Origin of the sequence: Modestobacter versicolor (assembly GCF_014195485.1) — a bacterium.
Taxonomy (GTDB): Bacteria; Actinomycetota; Actinomycetes; order Mycobacteriales; family Geodermatophilaceae; genus Modestobacter; species Modestobacter versicolor.
In genome coordinates, this window is sequence record NZ_JACIBU010000002.1 from 193,427 (window position 1) to 210,925 (window position 17,499).

22 protein-coding genes are annotated in these 17,499 nt (G+C 76.0%); 3 read left to right on the forward strand and 19 right to left on the reverse strand.

The window, feature by feature from the left end:
- Position 1: 1 nt before the first annotated feature.
- The 11 genes from FHX36_RS20930 to FHX36_RS20980 all read right to left on the reverse strand — a co-directional run bounded on the left by FHX36_RS20930 (position 2) and on the right by FHX36_RS20980 (position 8,965).
- Positions 2-193: a hypothetical protein gene (locus FHX36_RS20930; protein WP_110553348.1), complete on the reverse strand. Its 192-nt coding sequence runs from the start codon at positions 191-193 to the stop codon at positions 2-4.
- 147 nt (positions 194-340) lie between these two features.
- Positions 341-613 (reverse strand): acylphosphatase, encoded by a 273-nt coding sequence (locus FHX36_RS20935; protein WP_110553356.1) that lies wholly within the window; start codon positions 611-613, stop codon positions 341-343.
- Positions 610-1,485: a bifunctional DNA-formamidopyrimidine glycosylase/DNA-(apurinic or apyrimidinic site) lyase gene (gene mutM / locus FHX36_RS20940; RefSeq protein WP_110553349.1), complete on the reverse strand. Its 876-nt coding sequence runs from the start codon at positions 1,483-1,485 to the stop codon at positions 610-612. Before mutM ends, FHX36_RS20935 begins: the two co-directional genes overlap by 4 nt.
- Position 1,486: 1 nt before the next feature.
- A complete protein-coding gene (gene rnc, locus FHX36_RS20945; protein WP_246407236.1) occupies positions 1,487-2,308 on the reverse strand; it encodes a ribonuclease III in 822 nt (273 codons plus the stop codon).
- A gap of 17 nt (positions 2,309-2,325) precedes the next feature.
- Positions 2,326-2,505: a 50S ribosomal protein L32 gene (rpmF, locus tag FHX36_RS20950; RefSeq protein WP_110553350.1), complete on the reverse strand. Its 180-nt coding sequence runs from the start codon at positions 2,503-2,505 to the stop codon at positions 2,326-2,328.
- Positions 2,506-2,507: 2 nt separating this feature from the next.
- Entirely contained in the window at positions 2,508-3,191 is a 684-nt protein-coding gene (locus tag FHX36_RS20955; protein WP_110553351.1) for a YceD family protein, read from the reverse strand.
- Between the two features lie 126 nt (positions 3,192-3,317).
- The gene (locus FHX36_RS20960; protein WP_110553352.1) at positions 3,318-4,007 is read right to left on the reverse strand and encodes a hypothetical protein; all 690 of its coding nucleotides are present in this window, start codon (positions 4,005-4,007) and stop codon (positions 3,318-3,320) included.
- Positions 4,004-4,501, reverse strand: a complete 498-nt coding sequence (gene coaD, locus FHX36_RS20965) for a pantetheine-phosphate adenylyltransferase (protein WP_110553353.1) — start codon at positions 4,499-4,501, stop codon at positions 4,004-4,006. Before coaD ends, FHX36_RS20960 begins: the two co-directional genes overlap by 4 nt.
- Positions 4,498-5,052, reverse strand: coding sequence for a 16S rRNA (guanine(966)-N(2))-methyltransferase RsmD (gene rsmD, locus FHX36_RS20970; protein ID WP_110553354.1), 555 nt, complete (start codon positions 5,050-5,052; stop codon positions 4,498-4,500). The genes coaD and rsmD overlap by 4 nt, the downstream gene beginning before the upstream one ends.
- A 79-nt stretch (positions 5,053-5,131) precedes the next feature.
- Complete coding sequence (gene recG / locus FHX36_RS20975; RefSeq protein WP_343056694.1) at positions 5,132-7,333, reverse strand: ATP-dependent DNA helicase RecG; 2,202 nt, start codon at positions 7,331-7,333, stop codon at positions 5,132-5,134.
- 3 nt (positions 7,334-7,336) lie between these two features.
- Entirely contained in the window at positions 7,337-8,965 is a 1,629-nt protein-coding gene (locus tag FHX36_RS20980; RefSeq protein ID WP_183514317.1) for a DAK2 domain-containing protein, read from the reverse strand.
- 221 nt (positions 8,966-9,186) lie between these two features.
- Between FHX36_RS20980 and rpmB the strand changes: the two genes are divergently transcribed.
- Positions 9,187-9,369, forward strand: a complete 183-nt coding sequence (gene rpmB, locus FHX36_RS20985; protein ID WP_425487829.1) for a 50S ribosomal protein L28 — start codon at positions 9,187-9,189, stop codon at positions 9,367-9,369.
- Positions 9,370-9,432: 63 nt separating this feature from the next.
- Here the strand turns inward: rpmB and FHX36_RS20990 are convergent, their stop codons facing one another.
- From FHX36_RS20990 to FHX36_RS21000, 3 genes are read right to left on the reverse strand one after another with little or no spacing between them, the layout of a single operon-like run.
- Positions 9,433-10,059 carry a cytidylate kinase-like family protein gene (locus FHX36_RS20990; RefSeq protein ID WP_110552957.1) on the reverse strand — a complete coding sequence of 209 codons (627 nt, stop codon included), beginning with the start codon at positions 10,057-10,059 and terminating at the stop codon, positions 9,433-9,435.
- Positions 10,047-10,601 (reverse strand): GNAT family N-acetyltransferase, encoded by a 555-nt coding sequence (locus FHX36_RS20995; protein WP_110552958.1) that lies wholly within the window; start codon positions 10,599-10,601, stop codon positions 10,047-10,049. Before FHX36_RS20995 ends, FHX36_RS20990 begins: the two co-directional genes overlap by 13 nt.
- On the reverse strand, positions 10,582-11,619 hold the full coding sequence (locus FHX36_RS21000; RefSeq protein ID WP_258372847.1) for a thiamine-phosphate kinase: 1,038 nt from the start codon (positions 11,617-11,619) through the stop codon (positions 10,582-10,584). The genes FHX36_RS20995 and FHX36_RS21000 overlap by 20 nt, the downstream gene beginning before the upstream one ends.
- Before the next feature lie 122 nt (positions 11,620-11,741).
- Here FHX36_RS21000 and FHX36_RS21005 point away from each other — a divergent pair, with 122 nt between their 5' ends.
- Complete coding sequence (locus tag FHX36_RS21005; protein WP_110552959.1) at positions 11,742-11,975, forward strand: Lrp/AsnC ligand binding domain-containing protein; 234 nt, start codon at positions 11,742-11,744, stop codon at positions 11,973-11,975.
- Positions 11,976-12,042: 67 nt separating this feature from the next.
- Positions 12,043-12,579, forward strand: a complete 537-nt coding sequence (locus tag FHX36_RS21010; protein ID WP_258372848.1) for a DUF3515 domain-containing protein — start codon at positions 12,043-12,045, stop codon at positions 12,577-12,579.
- Between the two features lie 4 nt (positions 12,580-12,583).
- Here the strand turns inward: FHX36_RS21010 and FHX36_RS21015 are convergent, their stop codons facing one another.
- From FHX36_RS21015 to FHX36_RS21035, 5 genes are all read right to left on the reverse strand, one after another.
- Positions 12,584-13,234, reverse strand: a complete 651-nt coding sequence (locus FHX36_RS21015; RefSeq protein ID WP_110552961.1) for a hypothetical protein — start codon at positions 13,232-13,234, stop codon at positions 12,584-12,586.
- Positions 13,231-14,364: a D-alanine--D-alanine ligase family protein gene (locus FHX36_RS21020; RefSeq protein WP_110552962.1), complete on the reverse strand. Its 1,134-nt coding sequence runs from the start codon at positions 14,362-14,364 to the stop codon at positions 13,231-13,233. Before FHX36_RS21020 ends, FHX36_RS21015 begins: the two co-directional genes overlap by 4 nt.
- Before the next feature lie 11 nt (positions 14,365-14,375).
- Entirely contained in the window at positions 14,376-15,536 is a 1,161-nt protein-coding gene (locus FHX36_RS21025; protein WP_110552963.1) for a cystathionine gamma-lyase, read from the reverse strand.
- 30 nt (positions 15,537-15,566) lie between these two features.
- Positions 15,567-16,562 carry an NAD(P)H-dependent glycerol-3-phosphate dehydrogenase gene (locus tag FHX36_RS21030; protein WP_110552964.1) on the reverse strand — a complete coding sequence of 332 codons (996 nt, stop codon included), beginning with the start codon at positions 16,560-16,562 and terminating at the stop codon, positions 15,567-15,569.
- Positions 16,563-16,635: 73 nt separating this feature from the next.
- Positions 16,636-17,457 carry a lysophospholipid acyltransferase family protein gene (locus tag FHX36_RS21035; protein WP_258372849.1) on the reverse strand — a complete coding sequence of 274 codons (822 nt, stop codon included), beginning with the start codon at positions 17,455-17,457 and terminating at the stop codon, positions 16,636-16,638.
- Between the last annotated feature and the right edge of the window lie 42 nt (positions 17,458-17,499).

A 17,499-nucleotide genomic window follows, 5' to 3' on the forward strand; every position in this document is an offset into this window, starting at 1 on the left:
GTCAGGCCAGGACGGGGTCGGCCGACTCGTGGGCCATGGTGAGCAGCTCCCGGGCGATCGCGGCGTCGCGCTCCTCGCGGAGGGCGGCGAGCTCCTCCTCGAGGCGGCGTACCTTCGCGCGCAGGGCGGCGTTCTCCTCGGCTGCTCGCAGCTCGTGCGGAGCGACGATCGAACCGAACAGGGCCTTGGCCATGACTCAGCGGCCTTTCACTGCAGGAGTGGGTTCCGCGCACCGCCGGGGAGCGGTCTGCGCGGGCTGGTGACATCAGGGTGACACCCGCTGCGACATGGGTCAACGGCGCGGCTGCCAGTCCCCCGTGTCGGGGGGATGTCGTCTTCGTCACCCGACCGTGAAGCCGGGCACCCCCTGCACCACGTCGTCCTGCTGCTGCACCTCGGAGACCGAGCCGGGCGCGTCCGACCCGGACAGCGCGGCCGCCACCGCACGGACGTCGTCGGCCGGCCCCTCCAGGACCACCTCGACCCGCCCGTCGGGGAGGTTGGTCGCCGAGCCGGTCAGGCCGCGGGCGGTCGCCGACTGCCGGACGAACCAGCGGTAGCCGACGCCCTGCACCTGACCGGCCACCAGCGCGACCACCCGGAGCCCGCTCATGACCGCCGGGCCCTGGGCCGCGGCTGGCACTGGGGGCAGGAGTAGCTGGAGCGGTTCATGAACGACTCGCGGCGGATCGGCGTGCCGCAGCGCGGGCACGGCCGGTCCTGCTGGCCGTAGACGGCCAGGTGCCGGGAGAAGTAGCCGCTCTGCCCGTTGACGTCGACGTACAGGGAGTCGAAGGAGGTGCCGCCCTGCTCCAGGCTCTCGCCGAGCACGTCGCGGACGCCCTCGAGCAGGTCGGCGACCTGGGCCCGGGTGAGCTTGTCGGTGGGCCGGGCGCCGTGCAGCCGGGCCCGCCACAGCGACTCGTCGGCGTAGATGTTGCCGACCCCGCCGATCAGCGTCTGGTCGAGCAGCGCGCGCTTGACCTCGGTGCGCCGGCGGCGCAGCGCGGCGCTGAAGGCCTCCAGGTCGAAGCCGGGGTCCAGCGGGTCCATCGCGATGTGCGCGACCCGCGGCGGCACGTCGTCCCCGGGGGCGTCCTCGACGGCGAGCCCGCCGAAGGTGCGCTGGTCGACGAAGCGCAGCTCCCGGCCGCCGTCGGTGAACCGGAACCGGGCGCGCAGGTGCACCTCGTCGGGCTCGTCGGGCTTCTCGACCAGCAGCTGACCGCTCATGCCCAGGTGCGCGACGAGCGCGCGGTCGGCAGGGGCACCGTCGGCCTCGGCCATCGGCAGCCACAGGTACTTGCCGCGCCGGTGGGCGGCGGTGAGGGTGCGGCCGGTGAGCGCGGCCACGAAGTGCTCGGCGCCCTCCAGGTGCCGGCGGACCGCCCGGGGGTGGTGCACCTCGACCTCGGCGATCGTGCGGCCGGCGACCCAGCGCTCCAGCCCGCGCCGGACGACCTCGACCTCGGGCAGCTCGGGCACGTCAGCTCCCGGCGGGGGCGCCGTCGGGCGTCACGGTGAGGGCGCGCCAGGCGGCCTCGGCGGCCTCCTGCTCGGCGGCCTTCTTGGTGCGGCCGGCGCCCTTGCCGCGGACCTCGCCGGCCAGCAGCACGACGGCGGTGAAGGTCTTGGCGTGGTCGGGGCCGTCGTCCTCGACCTGGTAGACCGGGGCGCCCAGGCCCTGGCCGGCCCCCAGCTCCTGGAGGCTGGTCTTCCAGTCCAGGCCGGCGCCGCGGGTGGCCGACTCCGCCAGCAGCGGGTCGAACAGCCGGTGCACGATCGCCGACGCGGCGTCCAGGCCCAGGCCCAGGTGGACGGCGCCGATCAGCGCCTCCAGGGCGTCGGCGAGGATCGAGTCCTTCTCCCGGCCACCGGTGGTCGTCTCGCCGCGGCCGAGCAGCAGGTGCGGGCCGATGCCGCCCTCGCCGAGGGCCCGGGAGACCCGGGCCAGCGAGTTCATGTTGACCACCGAGGCGCGCAGCTTCGCCAGCTGCCCCTCGGGGAGGTCGGGGTGGCTGCGGTACAGCTCGTCGGTCACCACCAGCCCGAGCACCGAGTCGCCGAGGAACTCCAGTCGCTCGTTGGTGGGCAGGCCACCGTGCTCGTAGGCGAAGGAGCGGTGGGTCAGCGCCAGCTCGAGGAGGGCCGCGGGCAGCTCGACGCCGAGGGCGCCGGCGAGCCAGCGGGCCGACTCCGCGGCGTGCTCCTCACCCGCGGGCAGACGACCACCGGCGTCCTCGGTGGCGGACCCCCGGGACGGGGGCTCCGCGCCCGGGGACGCCGGTGCGCTGGTCGGCTGCGCCATCGTGCTCGTGCGCGAGGTCAGACCGCGAGGACCTGACGGCCGTCGTGCTGACCGCAGGTCGGGCAGGCGATGTGCGGGGGCTTGAGCTCGCCGCAGGCCTTGTTCGGGCAGGGCGCCAGCGTGGGGGCCGTCGCCTTCCACTGCGAACGCCGGGAGCGGGTGTTGCTGCGCGACATACGCCGCTTCGGGACCGCCATGATCAGTTCTCCTCGGTGTCGGTGCTCCCGGAGCCCGGCTGGGCCCCGTCGGCGTCGTCGTTCAGGTCGGCGAAGCGCGCGGCCAGCCCGGCGAACCGGGGGTCGATCACCTCGTGCGAGTGGTCTGCGGGCAGGTCGTCGAGCCGCTCGCCGCAGTCGACGCACAGGCCCGCGCAGTCGGGCGTGCAGGTCGGCGAGAGCGGCAGGGTGAGGACGACGGTGTCCCGGACCAGCGGCGCGAGGTCGAGCAGCTCACCGTCGATGCGGCGCACCTCGTCCTCGCCGCTGGTGGCCTCGGTGGTGCTGCCCTCGTAGGCGTAGAGCTCCTGCACGTCGAGGGAGAAGGTGTCCTCGACCGGCTCGAGGCAGCGCGCGCACTGCCCGGTCACCGGGACGTCGATCGTGCCGGAGACCAGCACGCCCTCCATCACCGACTCCAGCCGCAGGTGCAGGTCGACCGGGGCACCCTCGGGCACGCCGATCATCTCGACGCCCCAACCGGGCAGGGCGGCCAGGGTCTTCTCCCACTCGCGCATCGAGCCGGCGCGGCGGCCGAGCTCGCGGAGGTCGACCTTCCACGCCTTGGCGGCGGCCTTCTCGGCAGCCGTGGTCGCGACGGGGTCGCCGACGGGGCGCCGGGCGTCGGTGGACGCGGCGCCGGAGAGGGGCTGGGAGGCAGCAGGCATGTCAGTACTCGTCGTCTCGGTGGTGGGTTCGCCGGCGCGGGGCACCGCGCACGGGAGGGCGCACGGGACGGCAGCAGCCGGACAGAGGTCGAGCTTACCCGATCCCCCGGCGAGGGCGTCCTGCCGTCAGGGGGTGCGCAGGTTCGTGCGCGCCTTCTCGACCGAACGCACCATGTGCGCCAGCGTGTTCCCGAAGTCGGCGAGCCGGGTGTCGACGTAGTCGTCGACCTCCGCGCGCATCCGGGCGACCTCGGCCGCGGTCTGCGCGCCGAGCTCGTCGGCCCGGTCGACGGCGGTGCGGTAGACCTCGGTCTCGGTGAGCAGCCGCTCGTGCTCGGCCTCGCCGGCAGCGACCAGCTCGGCCTGCGCCCGCTGCCCGTCGGCGATCAGCTGCTCCCGGACCTGGCGCGCCTCGGCGAGCAGCCGGTCGGCCTCCGCCTCCGCCTCGGCCAGCAGCTCGTCGGCCTCGGCCTGCGCCTGGGTGAGGATCTCGTCGCGCTGGCGGCGGGCGGTGCCGATGAGCTCCTCGCGCTGGCGGCGCGCGGCCGCAACGACCTGCTCGGTCTCGCTGCGGGTGCGCCCGGTGAGCCGCTCGGCCTCGGCCTGCGCCTGCTGCAGGATCTCGGTGCGCTGCTCGACGATGACGCCGGCCTGCTGCACCTCGTCGGGCAGCGACTCGCGCAGGTCGTCGAGCAGGTCGAGCAGGTGGTCGCGCGGCACCATGCAGGAGCTGGACATCGGCACGCTGCGGGCGTTCTCGATCACCGTGGTCAGCTCGTCCACGGTCTCGTAGAGCCGGTAGACCACCTCGGTCACGGTCGCTCCCCCTTGGACTGGGCCGCGGCCTGGGCCACCAGCCGGTCGTTGACCGCCTTGGGGACGAGCGAGGAGACGTCGCCGCCGAACTTCGCGATCTGCTTCACCAGGCTCGAGGAGAGGTGCCCGACCTGCGGGGCGGTGGGCATGAAGAGCGTCTCGACGCCGGCCAGCTCGCGGTTCATCTGGGCCATCTGCAGCTCGTACTCGAAGTCACCGACGGCGCGCAGGCCCTTGACGATCACCGGGATGCCGCGGTCGCGGCAGTAGTGGACCAGCAGGCCCTCGAAGCTGTCGACGGTGACGTTGGGCAGGTCGACGACCGCCTCGCGCAGCAGCGCCATGCGCTCCTCGACGTCGAACAGCCCCGCCTTGCCGGGGTTGACCAGCACCGCGACGACCAGCTCGTCGTACAGGCCGGCGGCGCGCGAGATGACGTCGACATGGCCGTTGGTGACCGGGTCGAACGAACCGGGACAGACCGCTCGCCTCACGACAAGCGACCGTACCGGAGCACCGCCTCCCCGTAGCGCCGATCACGCAGCCCGACCAGCGGTGTCGGCCACTCCCACGGCTGCTCGCGGCTGGACCGCTCCACCACCACGACCGCCTCCGGGGCCAGCCAGCCCCCGTCCAGCAGCGACCGCAGCACGCCGAGCACCTCGGCCGCCTCGACGGCGTAGGGCGGGTCGGCGAGGACCAGGTCGAAGGACGACGCCGCCCGGCCGGCGACCACGGCGGGCACGCTGCCCTGCACGACCTGCGCGCCGGGCAGCCCCACGGCCGCGATGTTGCTCCGCAGCACGGGCAGCACGCCGCCGCCGTTCTCCACGAACACCGCCTCGGCCGCGCCGCGGCTCAGCGCCTCCAGCCCGAGCGCCCCCGAGCCGGCGTAGAGGTCGAGCACCCGCGCGCCGTCGAGGTCGAGCAGCGAGCCGAGGGAGTTGAACAGCGCCTCGCGAGCCCGGTCGCCGGTGGGCCGCACGCCGGTGCGCGGCACCGCGAGCCGCCGCCCCCCGGCCACGCCGGAGATCAATCTGGTCATCCGGAGGTCCTCTGCGCTGCCGGCCCCGTCCAGAGGCTCGCCCCGAGCCTGCGAGGGGGGAGGAGGACGGGGTCCTTCTTCATGCCTTCTCCAGGTACTCGGCGCGCTCGTCCAGGCTCATCGCGGCGACGGCGGCGGCCAGCTCGGGGTGGTCGGCCAGCCCGCGGCCGTGCTCGACCAGGGCGGTGGCCTCGACCCGCGCCTCGGCGATGAGCGCCTCGTCGTCCAGCAGCGACAGCAGTCGCACGCCGGACCGGCGGCCGGACTGGGCCGCCCCGAGCACGTCGCCCTCGCGGCGGGTCTCCAGGTCCAGCCGGGCCAGCTGGAAGCCGTCGGTGGTCGAGGCGACCGCGGCCAGCCGCTGCCCGGTGGGCGAGGTGCTGGGCGCCTCGGTGACCAGCAGGCAGAGGCCGGCGTGCCTGCCGCGGGCGACCCGCCCGCGCAGCTGGTGGAGCTGGCTGACGCCGAAGCGGTCGGCGTCCATCACGACCATGACGGTGGCGTTCGGGACGTCGACGCCGACCTCGACGACCGTGGTGGCGACCAGCACGTCGACCTCGGCGGCGGCGAAGGCCCGCATCCGGGCCTCCTTCTCCTCGGGGGGCATCCGGCCGTGCAGCACCTCGACCCGCAGCGCCGAGAGCGGACCCGCCCGCAGCGCCTCGGCCACGTCGAGCACGGCCAGCGGTGGGCGGCGGTCGCTGGTGCCCGTCTCCTCCGGCGGGGCGCCGTCCTCGCCGTCGGGTCCGTCGTCGTCCTTGCCGCCGCTGCCCTCCTCGTCGCCGATCCGCGGGCAGACGACGTAGGCCTGCCGCCCGGCGGCGACCTCCTCGCGCACCCGCTCCCAGGCGCGGTCGAGCCAGGACGGCTTGTCCCGGACGGGGACGACGGAGCTGGAGACCCCGCCCCGGCCGGCCGGCAGCTGGCGCAGCGTGGAGGTCTCCAGGTCGCCGTAGACGGTCATCGCGACGGTGCGCGGGATCGGCGTCGCGGTCATCACCAGCACGTGCGGCGGCCGGGTGCCCTTGGCGCGGAGGGCGTCGCGCTGCTCGACGCCGAAGCGGTGCTGCTCGTCGACGACGACCAGGCCGAGGTCGGCGAACTCCACGCCCTCCTGCAGCAGGGCGTGGGTGCCCACCACGATGCCGGCGCTGCCGTCGGCGACCGCGGCGCGGGCCTCCCGGCGGACGGCGGCCTTCTGCGACCCGGTGAGCAGCACCACCCGGGTGCCCGAGGCGTCGCCGTCGAGCTCTCCGGCGCGACCCAGCGGGCCGAGGATCGCGCCCAGGCTGCGGGCGTGCTGCGCGGCGAGCACCTCGGTCGGCGCCAGCAGCGCGGCCTGCCCGCCGGCGTCGACGACCTGCGCCATCGCCCGCAGCGCGACCACCGTCTTGCCCGACCCGACCTCGCCCTGCAGCAGTCGGTTCATCGGCTGCTCGCGGGCCAGCTCGGCGGCCAGCTCCTCGCCCACCTCGCGCTGTCCCTCGGTGAGGGAGAACGGCAGCGCGGCGTCGACGGCGTCCAGCAGGCCGCCGCCGCGCCGGGGACGGGCGATGCCGGGCTCCAGCGCCGCGGCCCGGCGCCGGGCGGCCAGCGTCGCCTGGAGCACCAGCGCCTCGTCCCACTTGAGCCGCTCGTCGGCCTCGTCGACCTGCTCCTGGGACTCCGGCCGGTGCTTCTGCCGCAGCGCGGTGGCCAGCGGGACCAGCCCGTGCCGGTGGCGGACCGCCTCCGGGATCGGGTCGTCGAGCGCCTCCTCGAGCGAGCGCGGGTCGTCCAGCAGCATCTTCACCGACTTCTGGATCACCCAGCTGGAGACGTCCTTGCTGGCCGGGTAGATCGGCACCAGGGCGCGCGCCCAGTCGCCGTCGTCGTCGCCGCTCATCAGGTGGCAGTCGGGGTGGCTGAACTGCTTGCGCCCCTGCCAGTCGCCGACGGTGCCGGCGAACAGCCCCCAGGCGCCGACCTCCAGCCGCGCGTGCCGGGCGTTGAAGAAGACCAGCTGCATGCTGCCGGCGCCGTCGCCCACGGTGACCTCGGTGAGCATCCCGCGGCGCTGGCGCATCGGGCGGGTGCTCACCTTTGTCACCTGGGCGAGCACGGTGACCCGGTCACCGACCTGCAGGTCGTCGAGCCGGGCCATCTCGCCGCGGCGGGCGTAGCGCCGGGGGTAGTGCCGCAGCAGGTCACGCACCGTGCGCAGCTGCAGCTGGTCGGCCATGACCTTCGACGTCTTCGGGCCCAGCACCTTGGCCAGGTCGGTGTCCATCGAGATGCCCACGGGTCACTCCACCCCGACCAGCAGCGGCACCGCCCCGGCGCCGCCCTCGTAGCGGACCACCTCCACCGTGGGGTGCACCGCCGCCAGGTGCGCGCAGACGGTGTCGCCGAGGGCCCGGTCCTCCCCCACCACCAGCGTGGCCATCTCCCCGCCGGCCGACAGCAGCCGGTCGAGCAGGTCGCGGCCGACCGTCGCCAGGTCGGCCCCGATCACCACGACGTCGCCCTCCGCGCTGCCCAGCACGTCGCCGGGGTGGCACCGCCCGGCCGAGGTGAGCGCCTCCTGCTCGGCGACGGTGACCTCGGCCCAGCGGGTGGCCGCGGCGGCCTCGGCGAGGGCGACGACGTCGTCGCCGAAGCGGCGGGCCGGGTCGGTGACGGCGAGCGCGGCCAGCCCCTGCACGGCCGACCGGGTCGGGACGACCACGACGTCGCGGCCCTCCTCGCGAGCCCGGTCGGCGGCGCGGGCGGCGAGCGCGGTGACGTCGGGGTGGTTGGGCAGCACGACGACCTGCTCGGCGCCGGTGCCCAGCACCGCGGCCAGCAGGGCGTCCTCGTCGACGTCGTCGACCGGGGCGGTGAGCACGGTGACGCCCTCCCCGGCGAACAGGTCGGCCAGCCCGGCGGAGCAGGCCAGCGCGACGACGGCCCGCACCCCGGGGGCGGCGGCGGGGCCGCGCACCGGGGCCAGCGGGGTGACCGAGATGCGGTGCGGGCGGCCCGCCTCGATGCCGGCCTCGATCGCCGCGCCGACGTCGGAGACGTGCACGTGCACGTTCCACTCCCGCCCGCCGGGGGTGTCGACGCCGACGACCACCAGGCAGTCGCCGAGCTCGGCGAGCCGGGTCTGCAACCGGGCGACCGCCGGTTCGTCGGAGTCGGCGAGGAGGAACTGCACCTCGCTGCCGGGGCCCGGCGGAGGGGGGCCGGGGACGTGCGCCGGGGTGCCGCGGGGCCGGGCCGGGCGGCCGCCCAGCGGCGGGCGCACCGGCTCGACGCCGGTGACGGTGGCGACCAGGGCGTCGAGCACCAGGCACCAGCCGGCCCCGCCGGCGTCGACCACGCCGGCGTCGCGCAGCGCGGCGAGCTGGCCGGTGGTGGCCTGCAGCGCGGTGAGCGCGCCCTCGGCCGCGGCCTGGACGACGTCGGCCAGCGTGCTGCGCCCGGCGGCGACGGCGGCCGCGGCGGCCTCGGCCCCCGAGCGGGCCACCGTGAGGAAGGTGCCCTCCTCGGGGTCGGCGACCGCGGCGTAGGCGGTGCGGGCCGCGCCGGTCAGCGCCGCGGACAGCACCTCGCCGTCGACCTCGGGCGCGTCGGCGAGGGAGTCGGCGAGACCACGCAGCAGCTGGGCCAGGATCGCGCCGGAGTTGCCGCGGGCGCCCAGCACGGCCCCGCGGGCCAGCACCGCCCACGGCGACTCGGGGCGACGGCCGCCGTCCTCGCGGGCGGCCTGCAGCGCGGCCTGCAGGGCGGCGTGCCCCGCCTCGGCGGTGAGCAGGAGGTTCGTACCCGTGTCGCCGTCGGGGACCGGGAAGACGTTGAGCTCGTCGAGCCGGCCCCGGGACGCGGTCAGCCGGTCGACGACGGCGGAGCTCCACCGGTCGACCGCGGCATCGTCCAGCGCCCTCAGCACGCCCGGGAGGCTACCTGGGCGCGCCGACACGACCGGTCCGCTGCGCAGCGCCCGGGCGCCCCGGCGCGGGGGCGGTCTGACAGGGCTGCCGATCACCGGTTACAGTGGTCGTCAGCGTGTGCGTGGCCGGGCCATGCCCTGGGGTTCTCCCAGGCGTCCGGGGGCACCGCGACCTGACTTCAGCTGGACCAATTCTCTGGGAGTGATCGACCGTGGCTGCCGTGTGCGACGTGTGTGGCAAGGGCCCCGGTTTCGGCATGTCGGTGTCCCACTCGCACCGCCGTACGCCGCGCCGTTGGAACCCGAACATCCAGGCCGTGAAGGCCATCGTCGGTGCCGGCACCCGCCGCCGCATCAACGCCTGCACCTCGTGCATCCGCGCGGGCAAGGTCGTCCGGGGCTGACGCCCCAGCGCTGACGTTCGACGGACCCCGGAGGCCCCACGGCCTCCGGGGTCCTTCGCGTGCTCAGCCGCCGATGCCGCGGGCGCGGGCGGCGGTCACCACCAGCTCCACCACGGTGTCGTGCGGCAGCTCGGTGCTGTCCACCACCAGGTGGTAGTGCCGGGCCTCGGCGGGGTCGCACCGGTAGAAGTGCCGCACGTAGGCCTCCCGGGCCCGGTCGGCGGCGTCCCGCCGTCGCCGGACCTCGTCCTCGCTCCCGCCCGAGTGCGCCACCGCGGCGGCCAGCCGCCGGTCCGGGTGGCCGTCCAGGCGCACGTGCAGCACGTCGGGCCGGTCGCGCAGCACCATCGCCGCCGCCCGGCCGAGCACCACCCCGCCCGGACCGGCCGCGATCTCCCCCAGCACCCGCTCGGTCTGTACCCGGTAGGCCCGCTCGTCGGGCAGCGCCGACGTGGGCAGCACCCCGCCGACCGGGTCGGGCATCGTGCCCAGCGAGCTCACCAGCCGCCACAGGCCGCGGGTGACCGTCTCGTCGTTGGCCTCGGCCTCGGCGACCGGCACCCCCAGCCGCCCGGCGACCTGGGCCGGGATGACCCGGTCGTGGAAGGGCAGCCCGAGCCGCTCGGCCACCGCCGGGGCGATCTCCGCCCCGCCGGCCCCGAAGGGCGCTGACACCGTCACGACGCCCATGCGTCCTCCTCGTCCCCCGCTGCCCGCGCGCTGTCCAGGTCCACGCCGTCCAGGTCTGCGCCGTCCAGGTCCTTGCCCAGGAAGACCGCACCGGGTGCGTCGGCGTAGACCCCGTACCCGGCCACGGGTGTGTACCCCGCCCGGGCGTAGAGCGCCAGCGCCTCGGGCTGGCGGTCCCCGGAGTTGAGCAGCAGGTGCCGGTGCCCGGCCGCGACGGCGGTGCGCTCGAGCTCGGCCAGCAGCAGGGCCGCGATGCCCCGCCGCCGGAAGGCCGGCTCGACGTACATCCGCTTCAGCTCCGCGACCCCGTCGCCCTGCGCCCGCCACCCGCCGCAGCCGGCGGGCACCCCGTCGACCTCGGCGACCAGGAACAGCCCGAGCGGTGCGGAGAACTCGGCCGGGTCGACCACCGCTGCGTCCCGGCCGCCGTAGCGGACGACGTACTCCTGCTGGACCCGCTCGACCAGCTCCTGGGCCACCGGGTCGGCGTAGCCCACGGCGCGGAGCACGACCGGGGAGGGCTCAGCCGCCGAAGTGGACATGCCCGGTGCCCTCCCCCAGCTCCGCCGCCACCGCCGCTGCCGGCACGCCGTCCACCCGCACTCCCGGTCCCCCCTCGTCGCTGTCGTGCACGCTGCCGATCGTGGTCCACCCGGCCGGCAGCTGCGCACCGGGTGGGAAGGTGGCGACCAGCGCGTGGTCCTCGCCACCGGTGAGCACCCAGCCCAGCGGGTCGCCGCCCAGCGCTGCGGCCACCTGGGGCAGCGGGCCGACCACGAACGCCGCCCGCAGCACCTCCCCGTCCAGCTCGATCCGCACGCCGCTGTCCTCGGCGAGGTGGCCGGCGTCGGCGAGCAGCCCGTCGCTGGTGTCGCACATCGAGGTCGCCCCGGCGTCGGCGGCGGCCGGTCCGGCGGCGTACGGCGGCCGGGGCCGGCGGTGGGCGGAGACGGCCGCGGCGGGGGCGGTGAAGCCGCGCCGGAGCACGGCCAGCCCGCACGCCGACCAGCCCAGCCGCCCGGCGACGGCGACGACGTCGCCCGGCCGGGCACCGGAGCGGGTCACCGGCGCCCGGCCGCCCAGGTCGCCCAGCGCGGTCACCGACAGGACGACGGAGGCCGAGTCGGGTGCGCTGGCCGAGGTGTCCCCGCCGACGACCGCGGCGCCGAACGGCGCGCACTCCTCGGCCATGCCGGTGGCGACCCCCTCCAGCCACGCCGCCGGGGTGCTCGAGGGGCAGGCCAGCCCGACCAGCAGCGCGGTCGGCACGGCGCCCATCGCGGCGATGTCGGCCAGGTTGGCGGCGGCCGCCTTGTGCCCGACGTCCTCCGCCGAGGACCAGTCGCGGCGGAAGTGGCGCCCCTCGACCAGCACGTCGGTGCAGGCGACCACCCGGCCGTCGGGGGTGCGCAGCACCGCCGCGTCGTCGCCCGGGCCGACCTCGGCCAGCGCCGCGGTCCCGGAGCGGGCGACCACCCGCGCGATGAGCCCGAACTCGCCGACCACGCCCACGCTGTCGGCGGGGTCGGGTCCGGGCACCAGCGGCCGGGGCCGCGTCACGCGGCCCGCCGTCCGGATCGGTAACGTTGCCGGTCGGCGCGCTGAACCGCGGGCCACCCGCACTCCCTGCCGTCGCCGAGGCGGCAGGTGCCGCACGTGCACTGCCCGAGGAAGGTCAACCCGTGGTCCACGCCTACATCCTGATCCAGACCGAAGTCGGCAAGGCAGCCGCGGTCGCCGCGAGCATCGGCGAGATCGCCGGGGTGACCAAGGCCGAGGACGTCACCGGGCCCTACGACGTCATCGTCCGGGCCGAGGCCAACACCGTCGACGAGCTCGGCCGGCTGGTCGTGGCCCGGGTGCAGTCGGTCGACGGCATCACCCGGACGCTGACCTGCCCCGTCGTCAACCTCTGAGCCGCTGAGCACGACCGGCTCCCCCGACCCGCTGCGCCGGGCGGCGCTGATCAGCCTCGCCGTCCTGGTGCCGCTGGTCGCCGCGCTGCTGGTGCTGGTGAACGTGGTCGGCGACGACCCCGAGCCCGCGGCCGACTCCCCGGTGGCCGACGTCTCCGGGGAGACCCCCGCCCCGCGCGGCGACCTGCCCCCGGTGGACGTCGACACCCCCGACGTCACCCCGGAGGCCGACCTGGCCTGCCCCGCGCTGATGGGCCAGCTGCCGCTGGAGCTGGCCGGCGAGACCTCGCGGATGGTGCGGTCGGACACCCTGTTCGCCTACGCGTGGGGCGACCCGGCGGTGGTGCTGGTCTGCGGGGTCGCCCCGCCGGCCGGCTTCGTCCTGGGCAGCAGCCCGATCGAGATCAACGGCGTCCAGTGGTTCGTCGACACCGCCGACCCGGAGACGGTCGTCTGGACGACGGTCGACCGGCTGGTGCCGGTGCAGATGAGCGTGCCGGCGAGCACCGACAGCGCGCTGGTCACCGCGGCGAGCACGATCATCGCCACCGCGATCCCCTACACCGAGCCGGCGCCGGGTCCGCTGCCCGCACCCACGAACTGAGCCCTCAGCCCGAGGGCAGCAGGCCCAGCTGCCGCACCGTGACGGCGGTGACCTCGGCCCGGGCGTCGGTGGGGTCGGTCGAGACGGCGGCCACCGCGACGGTGAACTCGCCCGCCGCGCACCAGGCGAAGGCCGCCGGCCCGGCGAACCCGTGCTCGGGCGCCGGCTCGTCGCGGGCCATCAGCACGCACCCGTCGGGCAGGTCGCCGGGCTCGCGGTCCAGCTCGCCGCCGTAGTACTCGGTGTCGTTGCGGGCGAGGTCCTCGGCGTAGGTGGCCGCGCCGGTCGCGTCGCCGAACTGGTCGAGGAAGACGCTGGTGAGCGCGTCCCCGGACTTCCAGAACCGCTCCCAGCCGCGCAGGTAGCCGTAGTCGGTGAGCACCGCGCGCTGCTCGGCGGCGTCGGTGCCGTAGCGGGCGACGTCGTCGATCGTCTTCTCCCCCGCCGGCGGGTCCAGCTCGTCGTCGGGCACCCGCGGCAGCCCGGAGGGCACCTCGTCGACCAGCAGCGCCTCGAGGCCGTCGGCCGAGGTGGGGACCGCCGGCGAGGACGCCGCGGGCGGGCCGTCCGGGTCCTCGCCGGACGCGCAGCCGGTGCAGAACGGGCTCAGCAGCACCAGCCCCGCCGCCGCGAGGGGCCCCAGCCGGTCGGTCACCCGCCGTCCAGCACGGCACCGTCCAGGGCGCTGGCGACCAGCCGGTCGACCAACTCGGGGTAGCTGACGCCGGTCGCCGCCCACATCCGCGGGAACATCGAGATCGGCGTGAACCCGGGCATCGTGTTGACCTCGTTGACCACCCAGCGGTCGGCACCGGTGCCCGGGTCGGTGGAGAGGAAGAAGTCGACCCGGGCCAGGCCGCGGCAGTCCATGGCGAGGAACGCCCGGCGGGAGATCTGCTGCACCGCGGCGGTCTGCTCGGCGGTCAGCCCGGCGGGGACGTCGAACTCCACGGCGTCCTCGAGGTACTTGGCGTCGAAGTCGTACCACTCGGTGCCCGGGCGCAGCCGGATCTCGGCCGGGAGGCTGGCGTCGGGCAGCCCGCCGCCGGGCCGGGCGAGGACCCCGCACTCGACCTCCCGGCCGGGGACGGCGGCCTCGACGACGACCTTGCGGTCGACCGCCGCCGCCGTCGCGACGGCCTCGGGGAACTGCGCCCAGTCGGTGACCCGGGTGATCCCGATGCTCGACCCGGCCCGGGAGGGCTTGACGAACACCGGCAGCCCGAGCCGCTCGCGAGCGTCCTCGTCGAGCACGGTGGGGTCGGGGCAGACCGCCCCGCTGGCGTCCCGCAGGACCACGTGGTCGCCCTGGGCGATGCCGGCGGCGGACAGCAGCTTCTTGGTGAACTCCTTGTCCATCGACGCGGCGCTGGCGAACACCCCGGAGCCGACGTAGGGCAGCCCGGACATCTCCAGCAGGCCCTGGATGGTGCCGTCCTCGCCGTAGGCGCCGTGCAGCACCGGGAAGACGACGTCGACCTCGGTGAGCTGCCCGACCGCCTGCCCGGCGTCGAGCACCGCGAGCCCCCGGCCCGCCGGGTCGCCCACCAGGGTGACCGGGGTGCCGTCGGTGACCTCGGGCAGCGTGCCGCCCTCGATGGCCAGCGCGGCGCCGTCGTGCAGCACCCAGCGGCCGTCCCGGGTGATGCCGACCGGCACCACCTCGTAGCGGTCCGGGTCGAGCGCGGCGAGCACGCTCCCGGCCGAGACGCAGGAGATCGCGTGCTCCGCGCTCCGTCCGCCGAAGACGACAGCGACCCTGGTCCTGCGCGTGCTCCCGCTCATCGCGGCTGACCCTAGCCGAGCGTCCCGAGGGCCTGGGTGAGGTCCGCGATCAGGTCGGCGGTGTCCTCGATCCCGCAGGAGAAGCGGACGAACCCCGCGGGGACCGCGTCGCCGCCCCACTGGGCCCGCCGGTCGACGGTGGTGTGGATGCCGCCGAAGCTGGTGGCGGCCACGACGAACCGGCTGGCGCGCACCAGCCGGCGGGCCGCGTCCTCGTCGGCGAGCTCGGCGGAGACCACGCCGTTGGGTCGCAGCATCTGCCGCTGCGCCAGCGCGTAGGAGGGGTCCTGCGGCCGCCACGGCCAGCGCACGCCGGAGACGGCGGGGTGCGCGGCGAACAGCTCGGTGAGCGCGGCGGCGTTGGCGGCCTGCCGGGCCAGCCGCAGGTCCAGGGTGCCCATCGACCGGTGCGCCAGCCACGCCTCGAAGGCGCCGGGGGTGTTGCCGGTGGTCTTCCGCCAGGCCGCGATCCGGGTGTGCAGCTCGCGGCCGCGGTCGGTGCGGGCGGTGCTGACGTGCCCGAGCAGGACGTCGCTGTGCCCGGTGAGCGCCTTGGTGTCCGACCCCGTGGTGATGTCGGCGCCGAGCGCCAGCGGCCGCTGCCCGATCGGGGAGGCGGTGGTGTTGTCGACGGCGAGCACGGCCCCGGCGGCCTGGGTGGCCCGGGCGACGGCGGCGATGTCGCAGACGTCGAGCTGCGGGTTGCTCGGGGTCTCCAGCAGCACCATCCGCGCGCCCTCGAGGTCACCGCGGGCGGCGACGTCCTCGATCTCCAGCGTGGGCACCAGCTCGACGCGCACGTCGAGGCGCTCCAGCTCGTCGCGGGCCAGCACCCGGGTGGCGTAGTAGCCGTCGGAGGGCAGCACCACGCGGTCGCCGGGGCGCACCAGGGCCAGCACCGCCGAGCTGATCGCGGCCATGCCGGTGGCGAAGGACAGGCAGTCGCCGCCGTCCAGCTCGCCCACGGCCCGCTCGAAGACCCGCAGCGTCGGGTTGTCCGGCCGGGCGTAGCCGTCGGCGCCCTGCCAGCCGGGGGCCTCGTCGCCCAGGTGGTACGGCGCGGCGAAGACCGGCGAGGGCCGCAGCGGCGTGCCCGGGACGACCGGCTCGTCGCCGCCGTGCACCAGCCGGGTGCCGTCGCCGAGCCCGGTGGGCAGGTCAGGGGTGCTCACGGGCAGTCCTCTCCGAGGTGCGGCGGCCGCCTACTCCGGCTTCGCCTCGCGGGACATCATCTCGCGTACCATCTGCTCGGCCGACTCGCCCTCGTGGCAGACCCGGACGACGGCCTCGGTGATCGGCACGTCGACGCCGTGCGCGCGGGCCAGGTCCAGCACCGACCGGCAGGTCTTCACGCCCTCGGCGGTCTGCTTGGTGATCTCCAGCACCTCGGCCACGGACATGCCCTGGCCGAGGTGCTCGCCGAAGGTGCGGTTGCGCGACAGCGGCGAGGAGCAGGTGGCGACCAGGTCACCCAGCCCGGCCAGGCCGGCGAAGGTGGTCACGTCGGCGCCCAGCGCCATGCCCAGCCGCGCGGTCTCGGCCAGGCCGCGGGTGATCAGCGAGGCGCGGGTGTTGTCGCCGAAGCCCAGCCCCGCCGCGACGCCGCAGGCCAGCGCGATGACGTTCTTGACGGCCCCGCCCAGCTCGCAGCCGACCAGGTCGGCGTTGGTGTACGGCCGGAAGTAGCGGGTGTGGCAGGCGGCCTGCAGCGCCTCGGCCCGGTCGGTGTCCGAGCAGGCGATGACGGTGGCCGAGGGCTGCTCCTCGGCGATCTCCCGGGCCAGGTTGGGCCCGGACAGCGCGGCGACCCGGTCGGCGCCGGCGCCGGTGACCTCGCAGATCACCTCGCTCATCCGCTTGGTGGTGCCCAGCTCGACGCCCTTCATCAGCGACAGCAGCGAGGCGTCGCCGGGCAGCAGCGGCGCCCAGCCGGCGAGGTTCTCCCGCAGCGTCTGGCTGGGGACGGCGAGCACGACCACGTCGGCGCCGTCCAGGGCCTCGGCCGGGTCGCCGGTCGCCCGCACCGCGTCGGGCAGCCGGACACCGGGCAGGTAGTCGGCGTTCTGCCGGGTCGCGGAGATCGCGGCGACCAGCTCGGGCCGGCGGGCGTGCAGGGTGACGTCGCACCCGGCGTCGGCGAGCACCTTGGCGAAGGTGGTGCCCCAGGAGCCCGCGCCGAGCACCGCAGCGCGCGTCACGCCGCCTCCTCGCCGGAGCTCGTCGGCCTCGTGCCGCGGCGTGCTGTGCTCATCCGTGCCCTCGCGAGCTCGGTCACGCCGCCTCCCCCGGGAGGTCGCCGGCGGTGCGCCGGACCGGCCGGGCGGCGAACTCGGCGGGCGGCTGCTCGCCGCGCAGCTCACCCAGCTGGTCGCGCACCCGGACCATCAGCAGGTCGGTGACCTCGCGCAGCAGCTCGCCGGGCAGCGGCTGGCCGGGCTGCACCCGGGCCCGCTGCGCGGAGAGGTCGACCGGCTCGCCGACCAGGTAGTCCGCGGGGGTGCGCAGCCGCAGGTGCAGCCGCTTGGAGTGGTAGTCGTGCACCCGCTGCGGGCCCCACTGGGCGACGGGCAGCACGACGGCGTCGGTGGTGAGGGCCAGCCGGGCGACCCCGGAGCGCGGCTGCATCGGCCACCAGTCGGGGTCGCGGGTCACCGAGCCCTCGGGGTAGATGACCACGACGTCGCCGCCGTCCAGCGCCGCCTTGGCCGCGTGCACCGAGGAGCTGGCCGCACTCGTGCCGCGGGAGACCGGGATCTGGCCGGCGCCGCGCAGGATCGTGCCGGCCAGCCCGGTGAACACCGACTCCTTGGCCAGGAAGTGCGGCGTCCGGCCGGCGTCCCAGACCAGCCGGGCGCACGCCAGCGGGTCGAGGATCGAGACGTGGTTGGCGACCAGCAGCACCCCGCCGGTGGCCGGGATCCGCTCGGCGTGCCGGTACCGCAGCCGGAACAGCAGCGAGGCGACGGGGTAGACGACCAGCACGCAGAGCCACAGCGCCAGGGGCACCGGACGCCGCGTCACCCGGCGCGGCGGGCGCGGGGCGGGCACCACCCCGGCACCGGGCGGCCCGCTGGGCGGCAGCTCCTGCGACACCTGGCACCTCTTCCGTCTCGCGGGCCCGGCCGGCGCCCGGAT